We start from the raw sequence: 23,898 nt of genomic DNA, 5'->3' as shown, positions 1-23,898 counted from the left end.
CGGTGAGCTTCTTTTTTTTTCGCTAAATGAGCGGCTTGCGCAGCAGGCCTTCCAGCACCTTCAGGGGAGAGTGCTGCGGGCTTTGCATCGAATCCACCGGCAGCAAGAACGTCTGCTCCAGCATAAACTGCCCGCCCATTGCCGCGTGCGGCGTCTGGTCGGAGAAACAGATCCAACTGCTGCCAGCCGGGAACTCAATGGCCACCTGCGGCCCTTGTTTCTGGTAATCAGCATCAGCTTTCATCGCATCGTGCATTTGCAGCATCAGGTGGTCGTAATGGCTGCGGCGGCTTTTGGTGATCCCAACAGCATTTTGCAGCCAGCTGCTTACCGGGGAATAGTTTTTCAGCCGCGGCAAAAAACGCTCCGCCAGCGTCGGGAATGCTTCACCTACGCGCCAGCTGCGGCCTTCGCCAGTTGGATTGATGTTGGTAAAGATTCGCAGGATGCGCTCGCCGTAGTTAGGCCGGGAGGGGAAAGCATCCACATGCAGGCGACTGTCATCTTTACGCCAGGAAGTGCTCCGCGTCCATTGCGTAACCGGGTGCAGCCGCAGGCTGTTGGTTGGCGTATGCAGCGCCTGCTGATATTCCGGCAGAATAGAACCGATCAACTGGAGGCAGGATTGATAGTGGCACTGTAATAAAGCCCGTACCGCGGGTTCCTGCTCAGCCACGGCGACGCCGGTTAACTTATCCTTCAGCGGTTGGTAACTGATGTTCTTACGCTTAGGGTCAACAACGGCGGGGTTAAGGAGCGCCTGTTCATGCGCCGTTAGCGTGAAGGCCAGCTGCGGCAGGAAAATGACTTTGCCCTGCTCGAGCTCGCTAACGGCGGAGTCGGGCCGGTCGGCTCCCCAGTGAGAAAGCGCGTGAGTATGAGTGGCGGCGTTAAGCGATATATTTATATCCGACATAGTAATATCCTTGCGGAATATCCGGACGTATTTATTTTGCAGGTGAATATCCGGAACGTTTTATTTGAGAAATATAAGCGAATGAATCCGCCACAGATGGGCAGATTCAGGCATAACAGGGAATACTGCCAGTATAGTAACAACCCAATTTCAATATTAAACAAAACCTAAACACCGCATCCAACACCCAATAAAAACGCACAAAATCATAAAGTAACGCTAAGTGAATATTTCACCGGGAAATACAGGATTTAAATTATTTAAGAATTCATTATCAAATAATGCTAAAAATAATAAAGACCTGTTATTCAGGCCATTTATTATTATCACGCGTCTGTAAAAAAGTATTCAGGCGAAACTTCAGCTTCTCCAGTTGCGTGGCGGCGGCCTCATTTCGGGCATCAACCGTCATGTCCGGCCAGGGGTGTCCGCCGTCATCAAGCCACATTGCCCGTTAGTCATCTATCGACGCAGCGTACAGCGGCAACCTGGAATCAGCGTTGATCGACATTCAACTTCAAAGGTTCAGCGCCTGCTACAGAAAATTCACAATAAATACATATGAATAGTTATGATATATCCTTGTAACAAAAAGCTACAATTTTAATTATCTTTAAAATCAAACAATTCACCGCTCAAATATTCACCAGATGAAAATAATCTTTTCCCTGTTAAAAGACTCCTCTTAGAATACGCCCCGCCACACCAGGAAAGACAAACTAATAATAAGTTTCAACAACATAATTTATCGCGCAACGATAAGCCCCAACAGGCCTCTAACCCGGCTTCGCGGGGTTTATTTTTTGCAACACCAAACCAATGATTTTATATAAAACAGACTGATACATCATGCACAAGCAAAAATACCTGCCTGCGGCCGCCGCATTGCTGTTTAGCCCGGCGCTGTTCGCTTCGAGCAATTTCAACTTTTCACCAGATGCCGTAACCGCTGATATTTCTACCGGAGTATTGAACGGGGAATCCAAAGAGCTTGTTTATAATCAAGATCATGGAAGTAAATTAAGTGAGTTGAAATGGAAAATTAAAAATACCCCTATTATAAAGGGCGGTATTAGCTGGGATACACAGCGCTATATTACCCTCAACGCTAACGGCTGGACGACCCTGGCCTCTCGCGGTTCACATATGTCGGACTACGACTGGCAAACCCCGGGCCAGAGCCACTGGAGTGACAAATCTACCCACCCCGACACCAGCCTGAATTACGCTAATCAGTTCGATCTCAACCTGACGGGCTGGGTTCTGAAAGAGCCAACATATAATTTTGGGGTCACCACCGGCTACCAGGAAACCCGCTACAGCTGGACGGCGAGAGGCGGCTCATATGACTATTTTAATGGCGCGCTTATCGGCGAATTCCCGAAAAATAAACCAGGCATTGGCTACAACCAGAAATTTAGCCTGCCCTATATCGGCCTGACCGGCAGCTACCGTTACCAGGATTTTGATTTAGCGACACAATTTAAATTTAGCCCGTGGGTTAATGCCCGTGATAATGATGAGCATTATATGCGCCAGCTCAGCTTTAGCGAAAAAGGCAGCAACTCTAATTATTACTCGGCTACCGTTTCTGCCGGTTATTACGTCACGCCAAATGCCAGAATTTATACTGAATTAACCTGGACGCGTTTCGCTGAAGCCAAAGCATCAACCAGGACCTATGATAATAAAACCGGTGAAAGCTGGTATCAGGGCGGTGATGCCGCAGGCCTGAGTAACGAGAGCTATACCTATGGCGTAGGTATTCAGTACCGCTTTTAAATGCCGATAAGGGTCTGCCGCAAGCAGACCCTTATTGTTAATAAGCGCCTGATTATCTCGCACACTGAATCACGTTCCTGCGCGGTATTACGATTAACGAAGAGTTTGAGCAGCCCGCAGGCCGCTCTGCACGGCTAGCGCATCGCGTTGTATATCGCCTGCTGGATTTTCACCGTCTGCTCGTCTACCGGGACCGCGTCCAGCCCCTGCGCTTTTGCTTCTGCGGCACGTTGTTTTTGCGCTGCAAAGCGTATTTGGGCACGATCAACTTCTTCTTTCTGGCGCTTAACTGCCGCATCAGAACTACAGAAGACGGCCAAAAACTGCTTTCTTAGAGAAGTGAGCTTTTGCCCATTTTTCATGCCCAGCTCTGTAGAGCCAATCAGGCGGCGGCACGGGCGCGCCTCATCCATTTGCGGGCGATATTGCAACAAAATAGTCAGCACATCCCGGTAATCTGCCGCCAGCGCCTGCTCGGCAAAATAGACCTTCCAGTTCATTCCACCCTGCATAAACAGCCGCACAATACGCGTATCGTTGCGGTTGATGGCCGCCCGCAGATTATTTTCATCCCAGGTGATGCCCATATTCGCCAGCATATCCCGCGGGCTATTGTATTCCGGCCGCTCTTTAGCCTGAACCACAGTGCTGACTACCGGCGCTGCCGCCGCAATTTCAGGCTTGCCGGAGATCTCACTCAGCATATACAGGCCAAGCACCGCAACAGCCACAACGGCTACGCCGACCACGGACCATAGCGCAGTAGAAATAACGCCGGTCGTATCCTGCTGTTTTTTAACGCCGCGAGGATCGTAGCGCTCGATAGAATCCCTGATTTCTTCGGCGTCCCCTCCCTGTGCGGAATGGTTTTTACGAGCCAGCTCGAGGTAGCTCTGTAGCGCGGTATTATCGGCCTCAAGCAGCCCCGCCGGGTTCACTTTGCTGCGCCCCTCGCTAAAGGCTTTCTGCACCGCAGAGCTAATTTCGCCGTAATAGTTGTCCAGCAGCGCGACCTGAACGGTGGTCAGCGGCTGTTTGTGCATCAGGTCGTTACGGATCTGGCGAACACCATCGAGGAAGATTTGCAGGGTTTTGCGCTGGTCGATAAGAAAACCGAGCTGAGGCGCGCCCCGGTAGAGTTTGGCGTAATGATGGGCAAACTCTTTTTTATCCACCACCAGCAGCGCCAGCTCGCTAAACTTCATGCCGCTAAGCACATCACCCCGCTCGCCCCGCTTCAGCCAGCGGCGAACCTTATCGGCCCCAAACTGCGATTTTAGCTGATTAACCAGCTCCGCCTCGCTGCCCCAGGCCTGGTTCACCAGCCCTTTGAGAATCAGTTCTATGCCGCGCATCTGGCGCTGTGCGCCCTGCTGTAGCCCGTCTACGTCGGAAGACAGCTCGGTAGAATAGCCCAGCAGCGGCTGTTTAAAGCGAACGTGCTCAAGGTAGCTGCAAAAACGCAGCGCGGCGAGAAGCTGATTCTGGGTGACTTCCTGCCCGCTCTCATACTGCGGCACCAGCTGTTGCAGATGGCGCAGCAGCAGCGTGAATTGAGAAATTTCAGAGTCGTTAAGATTAAGCCTTTTTGCCACCGCTCCCCAACTGCCAAGCGCCATTCGCGCCTGCTCCAGTTGCTGAAAAAACCATTGCGGATCTTTGCCTTCGGCGGCACGAATGTTCAGTAACGGCAGGATCTGTAGCGAGGCCTGACGAATAATCCCGAGGCAGGTTTCAAAGTGCTCCCGCATCTGCAATGTTGCGCTGCTCATGATCGTCCTTTGTCGATGTCCGGCATAGCGTTGCCGAACGCAGAAAAAACTGCATTTTTCCGCCCCAGGCGGCTATTTTTTATGGTTATTCACGCTAAGGCCAAACTTCGCCATTAGAGCCGAGTGTAGAACAAGCAAACGACAATCAATGGCGATAAAAAGAGCAATTTACTCAGGCATTTTCCATCGCACAGCCCACAATCTCTCCGAGCGTTTTCAACGCCGCTTCGGTTGCGGGATTGAACGGCAAAGCATAGTTCAGCCGCAGGCAGTTGCGATATTTCCCGGAGGCGGAAAACAGCGAGCCGATGGCGATATGAATTTTCTCCTCGCGCAGCGCCCTGCCGAGGCGCACGGCATCCACGTTTTCCGGCAGCTCAATCCACATAATAAAACCGCCCTGAGGACGGCTGACGCAGATGCCGCAAGGGAAATAATGCCGCACCCAGCAGGTGAACAGATCGAGATTGCGCTGGTAGTGCAGGCGCATACGCCTGATGTGGCGATGATAGTGGCCGTTGCGGATAAATGCCGCCACCGCCTGTTGCGTAAAGGTGGCGCTGCTGCCGGTGCCGATGTATTTCATATGCAGCGCCCGGTCGAGGTAGCGCCCCGGCACTATCCAGCCCACGCGCAGGCCTGGCGCAAGCGTTTTGGAAAACGAACTGCACAACAGCACGCGGCCATCCACATCGAGGGATTTAATCGTCATCGGGCGCGGGTATTCATAGGCCAGCTCGCCATACACATCATCTTCAATAATCGCGATGTCAAAACGCTGGGCAAGGTTAAGCACCGCTCTTTTGCGGGCATCCGGCATGATAAAGCCGAGCGGGTTATTGCAGTTAGGGACTAAAAATACGGCCTTAATTGGCCACTGTTCCAGCGCCAACTCCAGTGCTTCTACGCTGATCCCGGTGACAGAATCCGTAGGGATTTCAACCACCTTAATACCGTAACCGCGCAGCATCTGCATGGTGCCGTGAAACGAAGGCGACTCCACCGCCACAATATCTCCCGGTTCGCATACCGCGCGAATAGCAATCGACAGCGCTTCATGGCAGCCGTTAGTGACCACAATATCGTCGACGTTAATCACGCAGTTGCTGTCCAGCATCAGGCGCGCAATTTGCTCCCGCAGCGCTTTTACGCCGTACATGCCGTCGTAGGCCAGCATATCCGCTTCCTGGTACTGCGCCAGCCGCCCCATTTCCCGCCACAGCGGCTTGATGGTTGACTGCGTGAGGTCCGGCGAACCGCTGCCAAAAGCCACCAGCTCGCAGTCCTGTCTGGAATTTACCAGTTCCAGCACCGCATCCCACTGCGTAACCTCCACCGGGCGCTGTACCGGGCGGGTCAGCGGCGGCACCGGCGGCACGGCTTTGCGCGGTGCCACAAAATAGCCGGAGCGCGGCTGGGGCGAAATCAGCTGCTGATCTTCCAGAATATGGTAAGCCTGCTGGACGGTGCTGATACTGACGCCGTGTTCGCTGCTCAGGCTGCGAACCGAAGGCAGGCGCTCACCGCTTTGATATAAGCCCTGCTCAATACGCTCCGCCAGCAGCGTGGCAAGATGTTGGTAACGCGTCATGCTGTATCCTCACCCGGAACCATACAGAAGGAAAAACCAGTACAGAATGTGCAAAAAAATGCCATTCAACCGCTGTTTTAGCGCTTCTGTATGTTAAAGAAAAGTAATTTCTGAATCTGTCTGCTTTTAGCCCGCTGGCGGATGATAGCTCCCGGAGCAACAGCGAGGAGCAACATCATGGGCTTTGATGAAAATCACCACCGCAGGCCGTTTCACGGTCTGGTTATGCTTTACCAGTATTTCCGCCGTATCAGGCAGCGCCGCCAGACGGTACGCGCCCTTCGCGAGTTAAGCACGGAGCAGCTCAGGGATATGGGGTTAACAAGGGATGACTTATCGCGCTGGGAGTGAAGACTAAGCGGTGCCTCAGGGCTGGCGCCGCTTTTTATTTACTGCTATCAAAGAGGCTACTAAGACGATAAAAAAATAAGGAGCCCGATGCACATTCTTACCCCTCGCCTGACCCTGAGCCAGGTAACCGAACAGGACTGGCCATTTTTCTGCTACCTGCAACAGCACCCGGACGTCATGCGCTATATAGATGAAGCGCGCCCTGAGGCCGAAATTCGCCGTGTCTTCGACTTACGCCTGCCCGAGTGGCTACCGGAAAGCCGCCACTGGCTCAGCCTGGTCATGCGGCACCAAAAAACCGGCGTGCCGATAGGCATTACCGGGTTTGTTCGCCGCGAGGACGGCATAGCGGAAGTCGGTTTTATACTCGACCCGGCATTTCACGGGCAGGGCTACGGATATGAATCTCTGTATGAGGTTTGCGCTTTTGCATTCGCCGAAATCGGCATTCGTAAGCTAATAGCGACCGTGACGGCGGGAAATATCCCGTCAAGAAAAGTGCTGGAGAAAGCAGGATTTCAGCTTGAAGGCACGCTGCGGGAGAATTACTGGCTGGGTGAAAGCTGGCAGGATGACTGGATCTTTGGCCTGCTCGAGAGAGAATTCAGATAAAACACGGGCCGCACAAGGCGGCCCATACAGCGTGATTTGTCTTTACGGCTTAGTTGTAGATTTCAGCAACGCCATACAGTTTGTTATCGCCACCGGCAGAGATGATGCGGATAGATTTCGCGCCAGCCTGCTCGGCTTTTTGCTGTAACTGATGTTGCAGGCTATCCAGGTTAGAAGCGCCGCTAGCGGACACGGTACCCAATTTCTGGCTGCCTGCCTGCTGAGTTTCAGCGGCAAAACCGGAGAAGGAAGCGGCGAGAGTCAAAACTACGGCAAAATATTTGATGCTTTTCATGATGGTCACCCTTAATGTTTGGTTTCAGAGAAGGCTGAATGCCTTCGATGAAATAAGAATAGCGCCGGGCAACTTCGTTTGTTAGCGGAACAATTCGCTTATCTCATTCAAAATTACTGAACGCAAATTAATCACTAAGGCTAACCGGGAAATGGCCTCACGCCGGGAACCGCCGCAAGGCCATGATGGACGGGATCACCAGCTCCAGCGCACGCCGACATTGCCGGTAACAATGCGCTGATGCTCGCCGCCAAGATTGGTGAGGTAACCTGTCGTGGCGTAGAGGCTGCCGTTCTGGCTCACCTGCGCCACCAGCCCGGCGCCGACCTGCCCGGCGGTTTGACCAACCTGATTCGTCAGGGTGGTGCTGGCATCAAAGTCGGTTTTGTCATCCTGGCCAAACGAGCGCAACACGTTCAGGCGCAGGTACGGTTTCCAGCTAATGCCGCTTGCGTCAAACGCCCATTGCAGCCGCGTCCCCACCCGCCCCTGCCAGACATTGCCATTATTCCAGCGGACGTCAGACACGCCGTCGTTCAACGAGTCCAGAGAGGTTCTCTGCCACACCAGCTGCGCCTGAGGCTCAAGCGTTAAGCCCTCACTCAGCGTGAAAGGCAGCCCCGTTTCTACCGAGCCGGTGATGGCGTTGCCGTCGGCAGAGCCGCTCACGCCATTGTTAGAGCTGGTGTTCAGGCGTAGCACGCTGCCCATTAACACCGCGTCGGTATACCACCCGGAAGGTGCGACCCGCGTCCAGTAGCCGCCGTAGTTGTAGTTATTGAGCTGCAACTTGCCTACGCCCATGCCCTGTTTTGCCAGCGCAAAACCGCCTACATCGCCGGTGGCTCTTGAGAAGCCAAACAGCACGCCCGCATGGTTGCTGGCCCCGCCGTCTTCGGCGCTGGCGTATAGATCCTGCCCGAGCTGTAGTCCCCACAATGTGCCATTGAAGGAAGGATTAACGTCGCCGCTTTGGAGAATATCCGCATGGCTGCCCCAGCTACGTGCCCAGAAGGCCGGGGCCTTATTATTGCCGCCGAGCAGGCTCTGTTCGCCCTGTCGGTCATGGAAGGTGTCGATTTGTTGCAGGTTAAGCTGGCGCGCGACCGCAGGCGCTTCAACATAGAGCGGGACTTCAGGCCGGTAAACATTTAGCGTCTCGCCGCCGCCGGATGTCTCATCTCCTTTTCCTGCCTCAATAATGGAGTCAGGCGTCCCTTCTCCCGGCGTAATCGGGGTCACGGTTTCCGGAGGCGTTGGCGTGCCTTCATCCGGTGGAACGGGCACGACGGGCTGAACAACAACGGTATTACGCATATACCAGCTGTTACTGCTGCCATCCGAAACCCCGCCCTTTGCAAGGTAATAAGAATACGCCCCGGCGCTGATGGTTCCGCCGGACAGGCGGAAGGCGTTTGCCGCGCTGGTCGCGCCGTTGATAGCCTGCACAACCTGGATCCCGTCCGCATTGGTTTGCGCCCCGCCGCCGCCGCTGTTGGTCACTTGCAGCGTGCTACTGCCCGAAGCGCCACCGCCGCTGAGGATAAGCTTGTCGGATGCGGCTCCGTCGCCCGCCAGCACCGAATTTAGCGCAAGGACGCCATTCTGCCCGACGTAATTACCCGCGACGGTCAGACTATTTCCCACCCCGCTACCGCCGAGCTGGACTAACCCGGCGTTGCTCAGATTGCCGTTAATCTGGAAGTTGCCCAACGCGCCGCTGACCTGCGATGGCAGCGCATTAGCCACGGCTATCATGCCGTTATTGGTTACGTCGCCGTTCACCGTGCCATAGCCGCCAAGCGTAGCCCCGGAGGCAACCGTTGCGCCGCTGGCAAGCGAAGCGGAGGCATTAGCGCTATCTCCGAGCAGCAGCGTTCCTGCGCTGACGTTGGTGCCTCCGGTATAAGTGTTAACGCTATTGAGTGCTAAGGTGCCGCCTCCCGCTTTTTCCACCGCTCCGCTACCGCTGATGGCGCCCGAATACTCGCCCTGTTATTTTGCAGGAAGCGCACCAGCCCGCTATTGTTTACCGACAGCGGCAGGTTGGCCGAATTTGCCTGTAAGGTCGCGCCGCTGCTCACCGTTGCCGCCACTGAAGCCGTGGTGATGCCCAGCGTTCCGGTTAAGTCGAGCGTGCCGTTTTGGATTAACGCCGTAGTGAACGCCCCGGTTCCGGCCCAGGTCCAGTCGCTGCCCGTCATATTCAGCGTCTGAAAGTTGGTAAAGGCGTTATCCGCCGTGCCGGTCCCTTCCAGCGTGACGGAGTTGTTACCCCTTCCGCCGTCGGCCAGGCCGACAATCTGCGAACCGGTCTGAAGGATCAGCGAAATGCTGCCATTGCCGCTCAGGATAGCCGTCCCGCTTCCACCCTGAATCAATCCGGCATTGGTGATGGTGATATTGCCGTTGGTGGAGCGAATACCGATCCCGTTATTACTGATTATCTGCCCACCCGCCAGGTTATTAATGGTGGTGTTAAAGCTGCTGCCGAGCGTATTCGCCACCACGCCGTCAACGCTGCCGCTTGAGGACGCCGTTCCTTTTGACTGAATCAGCCCGCTGTTATTCAGCGTGGCATTGTTGCCCTGCAAAAATACCGTTGGCGCGTCTCTGCCCGTGGTGGTCAACGTCCCGCTGTTATTAACCGTACCGCTCCCGCCCAGCAATGAAATAGCCCTGGCGTTGTTGCCAGAGGTCGTTACCGTCCCGGTGTTGGTAATCGTATTCCCCGAAGCTCCGGGGTTACTTTGCCCCCAGGCGGCGGTCATGCCGTAGGAATTATTGCCGCTGGTGGTAATTGTTCCGTTATTAATCAAAGTGTTGTTATTACCGTTAGCGGCCATACCGTCGTTGTAAGCGCCCGTAGTGGTTAGCTTTCCCGCCGCCCCGTTGGTCACGGTATTGTCGTTATTGGTGCCAATCAGCAGCGCGCCACGGTTAGCTACCCCGGTACCGTCTCCGGATAAAGTTAACGCGCCGTTATTGGTGATAGCGCTGGAAGTGTCGACGGAAAATGGGGTGGGCGAAGTGCCCAGCGTGTAGCTGCCCGAAGCGGTTGAATCGATATTGAGAGTGACATTGCTACTGCCGGTGACGGCAACAACCGGGGGCGTATTTGCGCCGCTACAGGTCACGGAAGTGCCGCTTGCAGGCGCAACGGAGGTACAGGCCGCGCTAACAGCGCCGGTGAAACCAGCAAAACAAACGGGAACCAGAGTGAGGGCTTTTATTTTCATGTTTTCTCTCGCATCAAGAAAGATAAACAAATTTCAGCAGGTTGAGTTGGCAGTCCCTGCCATTACGTCATGAGAGAAAAGGGGATATTTCCTGTATGAACCTGAACGTTATTCCGGGCGCAAAGAAGCATCACCCGGCTCTTAAATATAGAGTCGGGTGATAATTTGTGAGGATTTTCTACGAAATTTTTCCGGTTTATTTCACCGAAAAGAGAGCGCTATCAGAAATCGATGCGGGAGAAGCCGGTCATTTCGGTCAGTTCCATCTCGCGGCCCAGGGCCGTCATCGGATGAACAATCACCAGGCCACGCACGCTCTTCTTGAACTTGCCCATGTCGGCCTGCTCTTTCTTGGTAATCGGGCGTTTAAACGGCATCGCCATCAGCTTCTGGGCTTCTTTGCTCAGCTTCTGGTTACGCACCGCCTGCAGGCGGGCAATTTCAATTTCCAGCTTCTGCTTCTCTTTATCCAGCTCGGCGTATTTTTCCGCCTCGTTGATCAGGTGCAGTTCTGGCATTTCGTGACGGATGGCGTCCAGACGATCGCTGAGACGTTTAATTTCTGCTTTTTCGATTTCTTTCATTTTTGACTAACCGTGAATAAATTGCTTTGCGGCAAGGATACACCATTCGGCGTAAGAGGGCGAAAGAGGACTGAAGCCTGGGCTATTTCTTGAAAGCTTTTTTTAAGCTGATCCGCGAGATCAGCTCGGTCAGGGAAAGTACCATCGTGGAGCGGACAATTTGCATGTAGCGCTGCCGCTGCATCGCCAGCAGCTCCGGGTCGCTGCCGTCAACAAAGGTCGGCGTCGGCGGCATCGCCGCTACGCAGTGTAGCTCGCCAAACGGACCAAGAATTTCGTCGTCGGTAAAGCTGTACTCATTGCCGTCGTGATTAAGCTCTTCGCGTAAAGCCATTAGCAGCTCGCAGTCTTCGTACTCGGCGCGGTTCAGCACGCCCAGCCCGTAGATAAGCTTCAGGCGCACCGACAGGTCGCCCAGCGGCCCGTCGCCGTCCAGCAGCGGCTCCACCGCGTATTTTACCGCGTAGTCATCTTTACGGAACACCTGGAGCACCAGAATATTCACCGCTTCGGTCAATAATTCGACGGCAGCAATCAGCAGGCTACGGACGGTTTTGCCGGCATTAAGACGCTCAAGCACGCGGTTTTCAAAGGCCTGGGTTTCTTCCATTTTTGCCTGCATCACTAAAAATGTTTCAGGAGCGGCGTCCACCGCCCCTGCATAGGGTTACGCTATGGCGTTATACGCCTTCACCGCCTCGGTAACGGCTTCGCTATTGGCATCCAGACCAGAGACTTCTGCCAGCGCCGCCTGCGGGCCTTTATCCGCCAGCAGTTGCTTCAGCTCCTGAGCCTGCGGGTCCTGCTCGCTGTGGTAGTGCATCGCCGCCGCAATCCCTTTGATCAGGTTGGCGTGGCCTAAACCGTACTCAAGGGTGCCGAGCAGCGGTTTCACCAGGCGGTCCCCGGCGCTGAGTTTACGCAGCGGCTGGCGGCCAACGCGTTCCACATCGTCTTTCAGATAAGGGTTTTCGAAACGACCAAGGATTTTCTTGATATACGCCGCGTGCTTGTCGGCCTCAAAGCCGTAACGCTTAATCAGCACCGCGCCGCTCTCTTCCATCGCCCCTTTCACTACGGCGCGAACTTTCTCATCAAGAATGGCATCGCGGATAGTCTGGTGCCCGGCCAGCTGACCGAGGTACGCGGTTATAGCATGCCCGGTATTCAGCGTGAAGAGCTTGCGCTCGACAAACGCCATAAGATTATCAGTAAGTTCCATGCCAGGAATGTTCGGTAGCTCACCTTTGAACTGAGTTTTATCCACAATCCACTCGCTAAAGGTTTCAACAGTCACTTCCAGCGGGTCGTTAGTGGCGGACTCGGACGGCGGAACGATGCGGTCAACGGCGGAATCAACAAAACCTACATGCTGCTCAACCCACGCCCATGCGTCTGCGGAGAGGGCTTTCTTCACATGCTCTTTGAGCTGGCTGGTGCCGCGCACCATGTTTTCGCAGGCGATGATGTTCAGCGGCGCTTCGTTGCCGTTAGCGCGGCGCAGTTCCAGACCTTTAGCCAGCGTAGGCGCGATGCGCTCAAGCACGACCGGGCCGACGGCGGTGGTCACTAAATCAACCTGAGAAATCAGCTCAACGACTTCGTCGCCGATGCTGCTGACGGCATTCACGTTGGAAACGGTATCAACCTGCTGCTGCTCGCCCACAACGTGAACTTCATAGCTGTGACGCGCGTTCAGGGCATCCAGCACAACCTGGTTCACGTCGGCAAAGGTCAATTGCAGGCCGGCATCCGCCAGCAATTTGCCAATAAAGCCACGACCGATATTACCTGCACCAAAATGTAATGCTTTCATTGCGTTAACCTTCCTGATTATTTCACCCGTAAGGGCTGGGGTAAGGATACTGTGTACGAATCCCCTCACCCTAGCCCTCTCCCCTAAGGGGAGAGGGGATGATTCTATGCAACTGCTGTTTTCTCTCTCCCCAGGAGGAGAGGGATAATTCTATGCAACTGTAGTTCCCCCCTCGCCCCTCCGGGGAGAGGGTCGGGGTGAGGGGCAAGCCCTTATTTCTTACCGGCCAGCAGATCCAGCACTTCCTGGACGCTGGTGGTGTGCGCCAGGCGTTCAATCACCGACTCATCATCCAGCGCGTTGGTCAGGCTGGTAATAACCTGAATGTGCTCGTTATTGCGGGCGGCAATGCCGATAACCAGGCGGGCAATGTCTTCCGGCTCTTCGCCGAAGTGCACGCCTTCAGGGTACTGGCAGAACACCACGCCGGTTTTCAGCACGCGATCTTTAGCTTCTACGGTGCCGTGAGGAACCGCGATGCCTTCGCCCAGGTAGGTCGGGGTCAGTTTTTCGCGCTCAAACATCGCGTCAACGTACTCAGGCTGAACGTAGCCGCCGTTTACCAGTTGCTCACCGGCGAAGCGAATAGCTTCTTCTTTGGTGCTCGCTTTCAGGCCGAGGAACACGTTACCCGCGCCCAGCTTGAATACGCCTTCTTCGCTGGAAACAAAGCTGTCTTCCAGGCTGTGCATCACCTTCACTTCTTTGTCGCTCAGGTTCTGAGAGGCAACCAGGCGCTCAACCAGGTTGGCATACAGGCTGCTGTCGAGGAAGTTGGTCAGGGAGATATGCTGCGCCTGAGGCACCTGGCGCATAGCACGCTCGGTCAGGTCTCGGTGGGTAATCACCAGGTCAACATCGTCCGGCAGGCTGTTGATTGCGCAGTTGGTCACGGAGATGTTTTTCAGGCCCGCGTCGTTCACTTTCTTACGCAGCACGCCCGCACCCATGGCGCTTGAACCCATACCAGCATCGCAGGCCACGATAATTTTGCGTACGTGGCTCAGGTCGTTAGACAGGCCAGCACCTACCGCCAACGGCGCTGCGCCACCTTTGGACTCGGCTTTCATCTCCTGCATACGGCGAGCCGCAGCTTCGATGTCGTCTTCTTCTTTCACTTTGCTGGTTTTCAGCAGAATGGCGGAAACCACGAAGGAGACAACCATTGCCGCACAGATAGCCGCGATGTTAGCGAAGTAAGCGCCTTTCGGGGTCATCGCCAGAACGGCCAGGATAGAACCCGGAGAAGCCGGGGAAACCAGGCCGCCGTTCAGTACGGTCAGGGTGAACACGCCGGTCATACCGCCGAGGATAACGGCCAGGATCAGACGTGGATTCATCAGCACATACGGGAAGTAAATTTCGTGGATACCGCCCAGGAAGTGGATGATAGCCGCGCCGCCAGCGGACTGCTTGGCGTTACCGCGACCGAAGAACATGTACGCCAGCAGCACGCCCATACCCGGACCCGGGTTAGCTTCAATCAGGAAGAAGATGGATTTGCCCAGCTCGTGGGACTGCTGAATACCCAGCGGCGAGAAGATGCCGTGGTTGATGGCGTTGTTCAGGAACAGGATTTTCGCCGGTTCTACGAAGATAGACGCCAGCGGCAGCATGTCGTGCACAACCATGAAGTTAACGCCCGCCGCCAGAACCTTGGAAAGAACTTCAACCGCAGGGCCAATCCCCATGAACGCCAGAATCGCCAGGATCATCCCGATGATACCGGCAGAGAAGTTGTTCACCAGCATTTCAAAGCCGGACTTAATTTTACCGTCGACCCACTTATCAAAGTGTTTAATCGCCCAGCCGCCCAGTGGACCGGCAATCATTGCGCCGAGGAACATCGGCATATCCGCGCCGACGATAACACCCATGGTGGTGATAGCACCCACCACGCCGCCGCGGTCACCGCCAATCAGGCGGCCACCGGTGTAACCGATTAACAGCGGCAGCAGGTAAGTGATCATCGGGCCTACCAGCTTCGCCAGCGTCTCGTTTGGCAACCATCCGGTGGGAATAAATAAGGCCGTGATAATACCCCAGGCGATAAACGCCCCGATATTTGGCATGACCATATTGCTGAGAAAACGACCAAAGCTTTGCACTTTGATCTTGATATCGGATGACATACTCGTACCCCTTGTTGGTGTTACGCGCTGGGAAGCAGCCCGAGGTTTATTGTTAACGTAGCGGCAGGGTCGCCGGCCTGATGCAGTAAAGTGAGGCGAATCTGGCACTGAATCGTTTAGCTGTCCAGCCGACGACAAAATATGTGACTTAGATCACCAATAATCAGGGATCACCCGTCAACATTGAGTGATCAGCGTCACAAAATGTTTGTGTAAAAAAAATACACGGCTGCTTTTTTAACCCTGATTGACCTTTTTATGTGATAAATATCACATTTACTTATGACGACTTTGTTATTTATTTGTGATCTATCTCACAAGATATTTTCAGGCAGATTAATCCGAGTGTGATCCAGTTAAAATATGGCAGTTGACAGCGGGCGAACATTGATTGCGCGATGAAAGTAAATTACAGCGAAGCGGGGGTCGTTGAGAGGAAGCAAGCGCGACGAAAAACGCCGCGCCCTGATGGATGATTATTTAGCTAAATCCACGACAATGCCGCGGGCCTGAGCAAACAGCTGCTGATAGTGAGCATCGCTATCGCCAATGCCCTCTTCCACGCCGATGGTGTTATACAGAAAGTTGATTTTCGCATCCTGCACGCCCAGGTAGCCCATTGAGCCATTGATGAAGTCGGTCATGTTCTTTTCCCAGCCGTATTTCACAAAGCCTTCCTGCGAGCCGCCCACCAGCGCCACCCAGCGAATTTTTTTGCCGCCCAATTTACCGCCGGGACCGTAACCCAGGCCGTAGTTCCACACCCGGTCGAGGTAGCCCTTGAGCATCGCCGGGAAGCTGTACCACCACACCGGGAACACCACGACCACGGTATCTTTGTCTTCTATCTCGCCAAACAGGCGGTGGACTTCCGGGGAGTATTGTTTTTCAGGGTTGTTCCAGTCCGGCTCGTCGTCCACGCCCAGCGCCGGATCAAAGCCGCTGCGGTAGAGATCAAGAGAAGAGACGTTGATGCCGCGCTCCGCCGCCTCGCCCTGAATTTCCTGTACCACCTGCGCGGTTAACGAGTCGCTGCGCGGATGGGCCCAAACAATATACATATTCTCTGATTTCATGGAGTTATCTCAGACTGTTGAGAAGTGACACCCACTTTACGGCCCCCGGATAATTCTGTAAAACGTAGTATTTAAGATGGGTTAATGAAAGGTTTTCACTAATGGCGCTGAATTTTTCCGACTTTGCGACCTTTATCGCCGTGGCTCGCCATAAAAGCTTCCGTGCCGCCGGGGACGAGCTTGGGCTGTCGCCCTCCGCCATCAGCCACGGCATCAAACAGCTGGAGCAGCGCCTGAAAATCCGGCTGTTCAACCGCACCACCCGCAGCGTGTCGCTCACCGAGGCGGGGTTTAACTTGTATGAGCGTCTGCGCCCGGCCTGCGACGAAATAAACGCCATTCTCGACGAGGTGAATTCGTTTCGCGATACGCCGATGGGCACCCTGAAGATCAACAGTTCCCGGCTGGCTTCACGCCTGATTTTAATGCCGCTGGTCGCCGGGTTCACCCGCCGCTACCCGGATATCAAAGTTGAAATCACTACCGACGACCGGCTGGTGGATATCGTCAAACAGGAATATGACGCAGGCATTCGCCTGAGCACTACCGTGGAAAAGGACATGATTGCGGTGCCGATTGGCCCGAAGGCAAAAATTTGTGTAGTCGCCACGCCGGAATACCTTGCGAGCTACCCGGCGCCCTCACATCCGCGCGAGCTGGTGAACCATTGCAGCGTGGTTTTCCGCTACCCAAGCGGCCGACCTTATTACTGGGAGTTTTACGGGCCGGAAGGCAAGCTGGAAGTCACACCGTGCGGCAATATCGTGGTGGACGACCTCGACTCCGAACTGGAGGCCGTGCTGTGCGGCGCCGGCATCGGTTATCTCTATCAGCCGCAGGTAGCGGACCACCTCGCAAGCGGCAGGCTGGTTTCCATGCTGGAGGCCTGGCTACCTGACCTCCCACCCTTCCAGTTCTACTACCCGAGCCGCCAGTACATGCCCAGCACGCTGCGCGCCTTCGTCGACTACATAAAAGAGCAGTAGCCGTAGACATTTCCGCCAATGTTGGGTATCTGTTCCATACTTACCCCGTGTTGGCGAAAATGGATAATGTCATGAAACTGATCGGCAATTACACCAGCCCGTATGTGCGTAAAATCTCGGTGATCCTACTGGAAAAAGGGCTCACATTTGAGTTTGTAAACGTTAATCCGTGGGTTGATGACAGCCCTGCACCGCAGTTCAACCCGCTGGGCAAAGTGCCGACTCTGATTACCGATGAAGGTGAACAGTGGTTTGACTCTCCCATCATCGCCCAATACCTTGAGCTGCTCGATATTGCCCCCGAGATTATTCCGCGCGACCCAAAAGCAGCGCTAAAAGTTCGCCAGCTCGAAGCCCTGTCTGACGGCATTCTCGATGCCGCGCTGACCTCAGTACGCGAGAAGTTCCGCCCGCCAGAGCAGCAGTCCGAAGAGATTCTGGTGCGCCAGCGCGAGAAAATTAGCCGCGCGCTCGACATGCTGGAGCAGTACGCCGCAGACGGCACTCTGACCGCCGAGCCGCTGAACCTCGCTAATATTTCCGCTGCCTGCGCCGTGGGCTATCTCAACTTCCGCCGCGTTTCGCCGGGCTGGTGCGTAAACCGCCCGCACCTGGTGAAGCTGGTCGAAAAATTGTTCCTGCGCGAGAGTTTTGCCCGTACAGAACCGCCCGCAGCATGATCTGCGGCCAGGACAGGGGGCTTTGTCCCCCTGTAAACTAACCAAAATATTCTACTTCAGCCTCTGCCATGACAATCGCTCAAAAACTCTTTAGCCATCTTCCGGCGACTGACCGCCTGCTGCGTGATGCCGCCTTTACTTCTCTGCTTGCCGAATTCGGCCACACTCGCGTGGTTGCCGCCGTCAGAACGCTGCAAAACGAAGCGCGGGAACACATTCGCGCCGCCGGCCAACTGCCGGACTGGTGTGAAGACTGGGCGAAGAAAACGCGAGCCGTACTGCAAAACGGCCAGCGTAGTGCCTTACAGCCGGTGTTTAACCTCACCGGCACGGTGCTGCATACCAACCTTGGCCGTGCTTTACAGGCCGAAGCGGCCATTGAGGCAGTAAGCGAAACCATGCGTTCTGCCGTGACGCTGGAATACTCGCTGGACGATGCCGGGCGCGGCCACCGCGACAGGGCAATAGCCGATCTGCTGTGCGAGCTGACCGGAGCGGAAGATGCCTGCATCGTCAATAACAACGCGGCGGCGGTGCTGCTGATGCTGGCCGCCTGCGCGGGCGGCGGAGAAGTCATCGTCTCTCGCGGGGAACTGGTAGAAATTGGCGGGGCATTTCGCATCCCGGACGTCATGCGCCAGGCAGGCTGTGGGCTGGTAGAAGTCGGGACAACTAACCGCACCCATCTAAAAGATTACCGTGCAGCGGCGGGGGAAAACACCGCCCTGCTGATGAAAGTCCATACCAGCAACTACCATATCGAAGGCTTTACCAAAGCGGTGAGCGAGGCGGAACTGGTCGCGTTAGGCACCGAGCTGAACCTGCCGGTAGTGACCGATTTGGGGAGCGGCTCGCTGGTGGATTTAAGCCAGTGGGGATTGCCGCCGGAGCCGATGCCGCAGCAGCTCATTGCCGACGGCGTAAGCCTGGTGAGTTTTTCTGGCGATAAACTGCTCGGTGGCCCGCAGGCGGGCATTATCGTCGGCAAAAAAGCGCTTATTGAACGCATCCAGAGCCACCCGCTGAAGCGCGCGCTGCGTGCCGACAAAATGACGCTTGCGGCGCTGGAGGCAACGCTACGCCTGTATCAGCACCCGGAAACGCTGGCCGAACGCCTCCCCACGCTGCGCCTGCTGACGCGCAAAGCCGAAGAGATCCATCTTCAGGCCTGCCGCCTGTTACCTGCGTTTGAGCAGCGCTTTAGCGAGCAATTTACCGTACGCGTTGAAGATAGCCTTTCGCAGATTGGCAGCGGCTCCCTGCCGGTTGACCGCCTGCCGGGCGCGGCGCTGACCTTTACCCCGAAAGACGGGCGCGGCTCTTCCCTGGCCTCTCTGGCACAGACCCTGCGCGAGCTGAAACGCCCGATTATCGGTCGCATCACCGATGGTCGCCTGTGGCTGGACCTGCGCTGCCTTGAGAATGAAGCATTGCTGCTGGAGGTGATTGCCCTGTGATTATTGCTACCGCCGGACACGTCGATCACGGCAAAACTACCCTGCTACAGGCGCTAACCGGCATAAATGCCGACCGCCTGCCGGAAGAGAAAAAGCGCGGCATGACCATCGACCTCGGCTATGCCTACTGGCCGCAGCCCGACGGCAGAGTGATTGGTTTTATCGACGTGCCGGGTCACGAGAAGTTTCTGGCTAACATGCTGGCGGGCGTCGGCGGCATCGACCATGCGCTGCTGGTCATCGCCTGCGACGACGGCGTGATGGCGCAAACCCGCGAACATCTGGCCATTTTGCAGCTAACGGGCAACCCAGCGATTACCGTGGCGCTCACTAAATCCGACCGCGTCAGTGAAAGCCGCGTTGAAGAAGTAAAAGCTGAAGTCATCGCGTTGCTGGGCGATCCCCAGGCAGCCATTTTTGTTACCGCGGCAACAAGCGGAGCAGGTATTGAGGCTCTGCAACAGCATCTGCGACAGCTCGGCGAACGCCCTCACGCCACCGCGCACCGCTTCCGCCTTGCGATAGACCGGGCCTTTACCGTGAAAGGCGCGGGGCTGGTGGTCACGGGCACGGCGCTGAGCGGCCAGGTTAACGTCGGGGACACCTTATGGCTGACCGGAGCCGACAAACCGATGCGCGTGCGCGGCCTGCACGCCCAAAATCAGCCAGTTTCCACCGCGATGGCCGGGCAGCGCATCGCGCTCAATATCAGCGGTGATGCGGAAAAAGCAGACCTCAGCCGCGGTGACTGGCTGCTTAGCGAAAAACCGCTATTGCCGGTGGAGCGGGTCATCGTCGAGCTGCAAACCCTGCACCCGCTCCAGCAGTGGCAGCCGCTGCACATTCACCACGCCGCTCGCCACGTCACCGGCCGCGTCTCGCTGCTGGAAGACAACCTGGCCGAGCTTGTACTGGATGTGCCGCTGTGTCTGGCGGACAACGACCGCCTGGTGCTGCGCGACATCGGTGCCCGCACCACGCTTGCAGGTGCCCGCGCCATCCTGCTTCACGCGCCGCGCCGCGGTAAGCGCCAGCCCGCCTTCCTGAGCTGGCTGGCAGAATTAAGCAACGCCGGAGATGACAACCAGGCTCTGAAAGCGCATTTAAAGCGGGGATCGGTGCAACTGGCCGACTTCAGTTGGGCACGCCAGCTTACGGCGGAAGGACTACAGGCGCTGATCAACACGCCCGGCTATTTGCAGGCGGGCAGCGCGCTGCTCAGTAACGAAGTAGCCGCCCGCTGGCAGCAGAAGCTGCTCGATGTACTGGAACGCTACCACCAGCAGCACGACGATCAGCCCGGGCCTGGCCGAGAACGCCTGCGCCGCATGGCCCTGCCCGCCGAGGACGAAGGCCTGGTGCTGTCGCTTATCGAACGGATGCGTGGCGAAGGCCTGTTGGTTAGCCGCCAGGGCTGGCTACATCTTCCGGGGTACGAGCCTGGATTTTCCGCAGCGCAGCAGGAAGTGTGGAGCAAAGTCGATGCTTTGTTTGGCGACGAACCGTGGTGGGTGCGAGACCTGGCAAAAGAGACCAGGCAGGAAGAGCAGGCCATGCGCCAGCTATTAAGATCCGCCGCTCAGCAGGGGCTGGTCACCGCGATTCTTAAAGATCGTTATTATCGGAACGATCGCCTGCAAACCTTCGCCGATCTGATCCGCGAAATGGATCAAGTCCACGGTGCCACCAGCGCAGCCGACTTCCGCGACAAGCTGGGCGTTGGCCGCAAACTGGCGATTCAGATTCTGGAGTATTTTGACAGAACCGGCTTTACCCGGCGGCGCGGGAACGAGCATCTTCTCAGGGACAGGGCGCTATTTTTACCTTCAAACTGAGGTTATCCCGGTGTAGGTTCCGGGAGAGAACAGACAGGTGTTCACGGACAAGGTGAACACCTGTTCGGTATAGCGGGTAAATATTCGATCCGTGAGCCACGTCGTAAAGCAGATGCCAGGCGGCGAAGAAACAAGCAATGCCATCTACCCTTGAGAGTGAACCGCTACAAGGAGACGGCTATGACAAATAATCCTCCCGATACCCGTATCATCCCCGGCGAATATGGCTTTCCGCTTAAACTGAAACCCCGCTATGACAACTTTATCGGCGGCAAATGGGTTGCTCCCGTGGGCGGCCAGTATTATGAAAATCTGACCCCCATTACAGGCCAGCCGCTGTGCGAAATCGCCAGCTCCGGCAAGGCCGACATCGACCTGGCGCTGGATGCCGCCCACGAAGCAAAATCGGGCTGGGGGCAAATGTCCGTTCAGGAACGCGCCAACATCCTGCTGAAAATCGCCGACCGCATGGAGCAGAACATCGAGCTGCTGGCGACGGCGGAAACCTGGGATAACGGCAAGCCCATCCGCGAAACCAGCGCCGCCGACGTGCCGCTGGCCATCGACCACTTCCGCTATTTCGCCTCCTGCATTCGTGCCCAGGAAGGCGGCATCAGCGAAGTGGATAAAGACACCGTGGCCTATCACTTCCACGAGCCGCTCGGCGTGGTGGCACAAATTATTCCGTGGAACTTCCCGCTGCTAATGGCTAGCTGGAAGATGGCTCCGGCACTGGCCGCGGGCAACTGCATCGTACTGAAACCCGCTCGCCTGACGCCGCTTTCTGTTCTGCTGCTGATGGAGCTGGTAGGCGATCTGTTGCCCCCTGGCGTGATTAATGTGGTTAACGGCGCGGGCGGCGAGATAGGCGAATATCTTGCGACATCCAAACGCATAGCCAAGGTGGCCTTTACCGGCTCCACGGAAGTTGGCCAACAGATCATGCAGTACGCCACGCAGAACATTATTCCGGTCACACTGGAGCTGGGCGGTAAATCCCCGAACATCTTCTTTGCCGATGTAATGGATGAAGAGGATGCCTTCTTCGACAAGGCGCTGGAGGGCTTTGCGCTGTTCGCCTTTAACCAGGGTGAAGTCTGTACCTGCCCTAGCCGCGCGCTGGTGCAGGAGTCCATCTACGAACGTTTTATCGAACGTGCGATTCGCCGTGTGGAAGCGATTCGCAGCGGCAACCCGCTCGACAGCCGAACCCAGATGGGCGCTCAGGTTTCTCAGGGGCAGATGGAAACCATCCTTAACTACATCGACATCGGTAAGAAAGAAGGGGCGGATGTGCTGACCGGCGGGCGTAGAAAAGCGCTGGCGGGAGACCTGCAATCGGGCTATTACCTGGAGCCAACCATCCTGTTTGGCAAAAACAACATGCGCGTATTCCAGGAGGAGATCTTCGGCCCGGTGCTCGCCGTCACCACATTTAAAACCGTAGAGGAAGCGCTGGAACTGGCAAACGACACGGAATACGGGCTGGGCGCTGGCGTATGGAGCCGCAACGGCAGCCTGGCCTACAAAATGGGGCGCGGTATTCAGGCCGGGCGCGTGTGGACTAACTGCTACCACGCCTACCCTGCACACGCCGCTTTCGGCGGATACAAGCAGTCCGGCATCGGGCGTGAAACCCACAAGATGATGCTGGAGCATTATCAGCAGACCAAGTGCCTGCTGGTGAGCTACTCGGATAAACCTTTGGGGCTGTTCTGAGGATTGACCCTCACCCTAACCCTCTCCCTAAAAGGGAGAGGGAACGATTTGGTTCCCGCTCCGCTACTTTGCCCCTCTTCTCTTTGGGGAGAGGGCCGGGGTGAGGGGAAAATCTAGCGTAACCGCTGAGGATGGGTGTAAACGGTGGCGCGGCCGGGGCGGTTGAAGCCCACCAGCGTCAAATTGCTGCGCTGAGCCACTTCCACAGCCAGCGTGGTGGCCGCCGAGACGGCGAATAAAATCTCTACCCCGCACATCGCGGCCTTCTGCACCATCTCATAGCTCGCACGGCTCGACACCAACGCGGCGCCGTTATGCCACGGGTTACGGCTGCGAACGCCCAGCATTTTATCCAGAGCGACGTGGCGGCCTATATCTTCCCGACCATCCAGAATCTTGCCTTCTGCATCAAGCCACAGCGCCGCGTGGGTACAGCCGGTTAACTCCCCAATGGGCTGGTAGCTGCGCATTTTACCTAACGGTTCGTCCAGCGCGGCAAGCGTGAAGGTCTGGGTAAACGGCAGCGGCGGCACCGGGCGGCCAATATCGCTCAGTTGCTCAACGCCGCATACGCCGCAGCCGGTGCGCCCGGCCAGCGCCCGGCGTCGCTCCTTCAGCCCCATAAAACGGCGGCTGGAGAGGTCTATCCGCACTTCAATGCCGTTACAAGACTGCAACACATCCATGCCATAAATCTCTGACGGGCTTTCAATGATGCCTTCCGAAAGGGAAAAACCGAGCGCAAAAGCTTCCAGATCTTTTGGCGAAGCCATCATCACAACGTGCGAGATGCCGTTGTAGACCAGCGCAACGGGCACTTCCTCAGCCAGCCAATCGGTTTCAGCCTGCGTGAGATTGCCCCGATGCCACAGCTCTATGGTGCTGGCGCCGGTTATCTTATCCATCTCTTTTTTGTCAGACCCGTCAATTTTATTCACTTTGTTTTAACCTGCCGGGAACACCATCACGACCATTGTGGTATTCTGGAAATACCCCTTCTGGATGAAGGGAAGTAAGCCATCAAAATCTATAAGGGTTCCAATTGTGAACCTTTG

At 56.0% G+C, this 23,898-nt stretch carries 20 protein-coding genes; 8 read left to right on the top strand and 12 right to left on the bottom strand.

Annotation, left to right across the window (positions count from 1 at the left end; translation table 11 throughout):
- Window positions 1–22: 22 nt before the first annotated feature.
- Window positions 23–916 (bottom strand): Kdo hydroxylase family protein, encoded by an 894-nt coding sequence (locus FOC35_RS09775; RefSeq protein WP_172568797.1) that lies wholly within the window; start codon window positions 914–916, stop codon window positions 23–25.
- Between the two features lie 849 nt (window positions 917–1,765).
- Here FOC35_RS09775 and FOC35_RS09770 point away from each other — a divergent pair.
- Complete coding sequence (locus FOC35_RS09770) at window positions 1,766–2,698, top strand: omptin family outer membrane protease (protein WP_172568796.1); 933 nt, start codon at window positions 1,766–1,768, stop codon at window positions 2,696–2,698.
- 134 nt (window positions 2,699–2,832) lie between these two features.
- Here the strand turns inward: FOC35_RS09770 and FOC35_RS09765 are convergent, their stop codons facing one another.
- The gene (locus FOC35_RS09765; RefSeq protein WP_172568795.1) at window positions 2,833–4,470 is read right to left on the bottom strand and encodes an STY4199 family HEPN domain-containing protein; all 1,638 of its coding nucleotides are present in this window, start codon (window positions 4,468–4,470) and stop codon (window positions 2,833–2,835) included.
- A 172-nt stretch (window positions 4,471–4,642) separates the two neighbouring features.
- Window positions 4,643–6,061 carry a PLP-dependent aminotransferase family protein gene (locus FOC35_RS09760; protein ID WP_016538637.1) on the bottom strand — a complete coding sequence of 473 codons (1,419 nt, stop codon included), beginning with the start codon at window positions 6,059–6,061 and terminating at the stop codon, window positions 4,643–4,645.
- A 177-nt stretch (window positions 6,062–6,238) separates the two neighbouring features.
- Here FOC35_RS09760 and FOC35_RS09755 point away from each other — a divergent pair, with 177 nt between their 5' ends.
- Both FOC35_RS09755 and FOC35_RS09750 read left to right on the top strand, forming a co-directional pair.
- A complete protein-coding gene (locus FOC35_RS09755) occupies window positions 6,239–6,412 on the top strand; it encodes a DUF1127 domain-containing protein (RefSeq protein WP_016538638.1) in 174 nt (57 codons plus the stop codon).
- A gap of 87 nt (window positions 6,413–6,499) precedes the next feature.
- On the top strand, window positions 6,500–7,024 hold the full coding sequence (locus FOC35_RS09750; protein WP_016538639.1) for a GNAT family N-acetyltransferase: 525 nt from the start codon (window positions 6,500–6,502) through the stop codon (window positions 7,022–7,024).
- A 49-nt stretch (window positions 7,025–7,073) separates the two neighbouring features.
- Here FOC35_RS09750 and FOC35_RS09745 read toward each other — a convergent pair whose 3' ends face one another.
- From FOC35_RS09745 to FOC35_RS09715, 8 genes are all read right to left on the bottom strand, one after another.
- A complete protein-coding gene (locus tag FOC35_RS09745) occupies window positions 7,074–7,319 on the bottom strand; it encodes a DUF1471 domain-containing protein (protein ID WP_016538640.1) in 246 nt (81 codons plus the stop codon).
- A gap of 195 nt (window positions 7,320–7,514) precedes the next feature.
- Window positions 7,515–9,275 (bottom strand): autotransporter outer membrane beta-barrel domain-containing protein, encoded by a 1,761-nt coding sequence (locus FOC35_RS22695; protein WP_216845785.1) that lies wholly within the window; start codon window positions 9,273–9,275, stop codon window positions 7,515–7,517.
- A complete protein-coding gene (locus FOC35_RS22690) occupies window positions 9,248–10,558 on the bottom strand; it encodes a hypothetical protein (RefSeq protein WP_216845784.1) in 1,311 nt (436 codons plus the stop codon). The genes FOC35_RS22695 and FOC35_RS22690 overlap by 28 nt, the downstream gene beginning before the upstream one ends.
- Before the next feature lie 221 nt (window positions 10,559–10,779).
- Complete coding sequence (locus FOC35_RS09735) at window positions 10,780–11,142, bottom strand: YibL family ribosome-associated protein (RefSeq protein ID WP_016538642.1); 363 nt, start codon at window positions 11,140–11,142, stop codon at window positions 10,780–10,782.
- A gap of 82 nt (window positions 11,143–11,224) precedes the next feature.
- Window positions 11,225–11,764, bottom strand: coding sequence for a mannitol operon repressor MtlR (gene mtlR / locus FOC35_RS09730; protein ID WP_016538643.1), 540 nt, complete (start codon window positions 11,762–11,764; stop codon window positions 11,225–11,227).
- A 45-nt stretch (window positions 11,765–11,809) separates the two neighbouring features.
- Window positions 11,810–12,958 carry a mannitol-1-phosphate 5-dehydrogenase gene (gene mtlD / locus FOC35_RS09725; RefSeq protein WP_039898925.1) on the bottom strand — a complete coding sequence of 383 codons (1,149 nt, stop codon included), beginning with the start codon at window positions 12,956–12,958 and terminating at the stop codon, window positions 11,810–11,812.
- Window positions 12,959–13,170: 212 nt separating this feature from the next.
- Window positions 13,171–15,090, bottom strand: a complete 1,920-nt coding sequence (locus tag FOC35_RS09720; protein WP_016538645.1) for a PTS mannitol transporter subunit IICBA — start codon at window positions 15,088–15,090, stop codon at window positions 13,171–13,173.
- Between the two features lie 476 nt (window positions 15,091–15,566).
- Window positions 15,567–16,166, bottom strand: a complete 600-nt coding sequence (locus FOC35_RS09715) for an NAD(P)H oxidoreductase (RefSeq protein WP_172568794.1) — start codon at window positions 16,164–16,166, stop codon at window positions 15,567–15,569.
- A 101-nt stretch (window positions 16,167–16,267) separates the two neighbouring features.
- On the opposite strand from FOC35_RS09715, the gene FOC35_RS09710 reads away from it, so the two are divergent.
- The 5 genes from FOC35_RS09710 to FOC35_RS09690 all read left to right on the top strand — a co-directional run bounded on the left by FOC35_RS09710 (window position 16,268) and on the right by FOC35_RS09690 (window position 22,843).
- Complete coding sequence (locus tag FOC35_RS09710; RefSeq protein WP_172568793.1) at window positions 16,268–17,152, top strand: LysR family transcriptional regulator; 885 nt, start codon at window positions 16,268–16,270, stop codon at window positions 17,150–17,152.
- Window positions 17,153–17,223: 71 nt separating this feature from the next.
- A complete protein-coding gene (locus FOC35_RS09705) occupies window positions 17,224–17,832 on the top strand; it encodes a glutathione S-transferase (RefSeq protein WP_172568792.1) in 609 nt (202 codons plus the stop codon).
- A 68-nt stretch (window positions 17,833–17,900) separates the two neighbouring features.
- A complete protein-coding gene (gene selA / locus FOC35_RS09700) occupies window positions 17,901–19,289 on the top strand; it encodes an L-seryl-tRNA(Sec) selenium transferase (RefSeq protein WP_172568791.1) in 1,389 nt (462 codons plus the stop codon).
- Window positions 19,286–21,124, top strand: a complete 1,839-nt coding sequence (gene selB / locus FOC35_RS09695) for a selenocysteine-specific translation elongation factor (protein WP_172568790.1) — start codon at window positions 19,286–19,288, stop codon at window positions 21,122–21,124. The genes selA and selB overlap by 4 nt, the downstream gene beginning before the upstream one ends.
- A gap of 180 nt (window positions 21,125–21,304) precedes the next feature.
- Window positions 21,305–22,843: an aldehyde dehydrogenase family protein gene (locus tag FOC35_RS09690; protein ID WP_016538652.1), complete on the top strand. Its 1,539-nt coding sequence runs from the start codon at window positions 21,305–21,307 to the stop codon at window positions 22,841–22,843.
- Between the two features lie 113 nt (window positions 22,844–22,956).
- Here FOC35_RS09690 and fdhD read toward each other — a convergent pair whose 3' ends face one another.
- A complete protein-coding gene (gene fdhD / locus FOC35_RS09685) occupies window positions 22,957–23,748 on the bottom strand; it encodes a formate dehydrogenase accessory sulfurtransferase FdhD (RefSeq protein ID WP_039899462.1) in 792 nt (263 codons plus the stop codon).
- Window positions 23,749–23,898 lie beyond the last annotated feature (150 nt).

This window comes from Cedecea sp. FDAARGOS_727, from assembly GCF_012273235.1.
GTDB classification, from domain to species: Bacteria; Pseudomonadota; Gammaproteobacteria; order Enterobacterales; family Enterobacteriaceae; genus Cedecea; species Cedecea davisae.
Note: the sequence above shows the minus strand (reverse complement) of the source record. Positions and strands in the feature narration are given on the sequence as shown.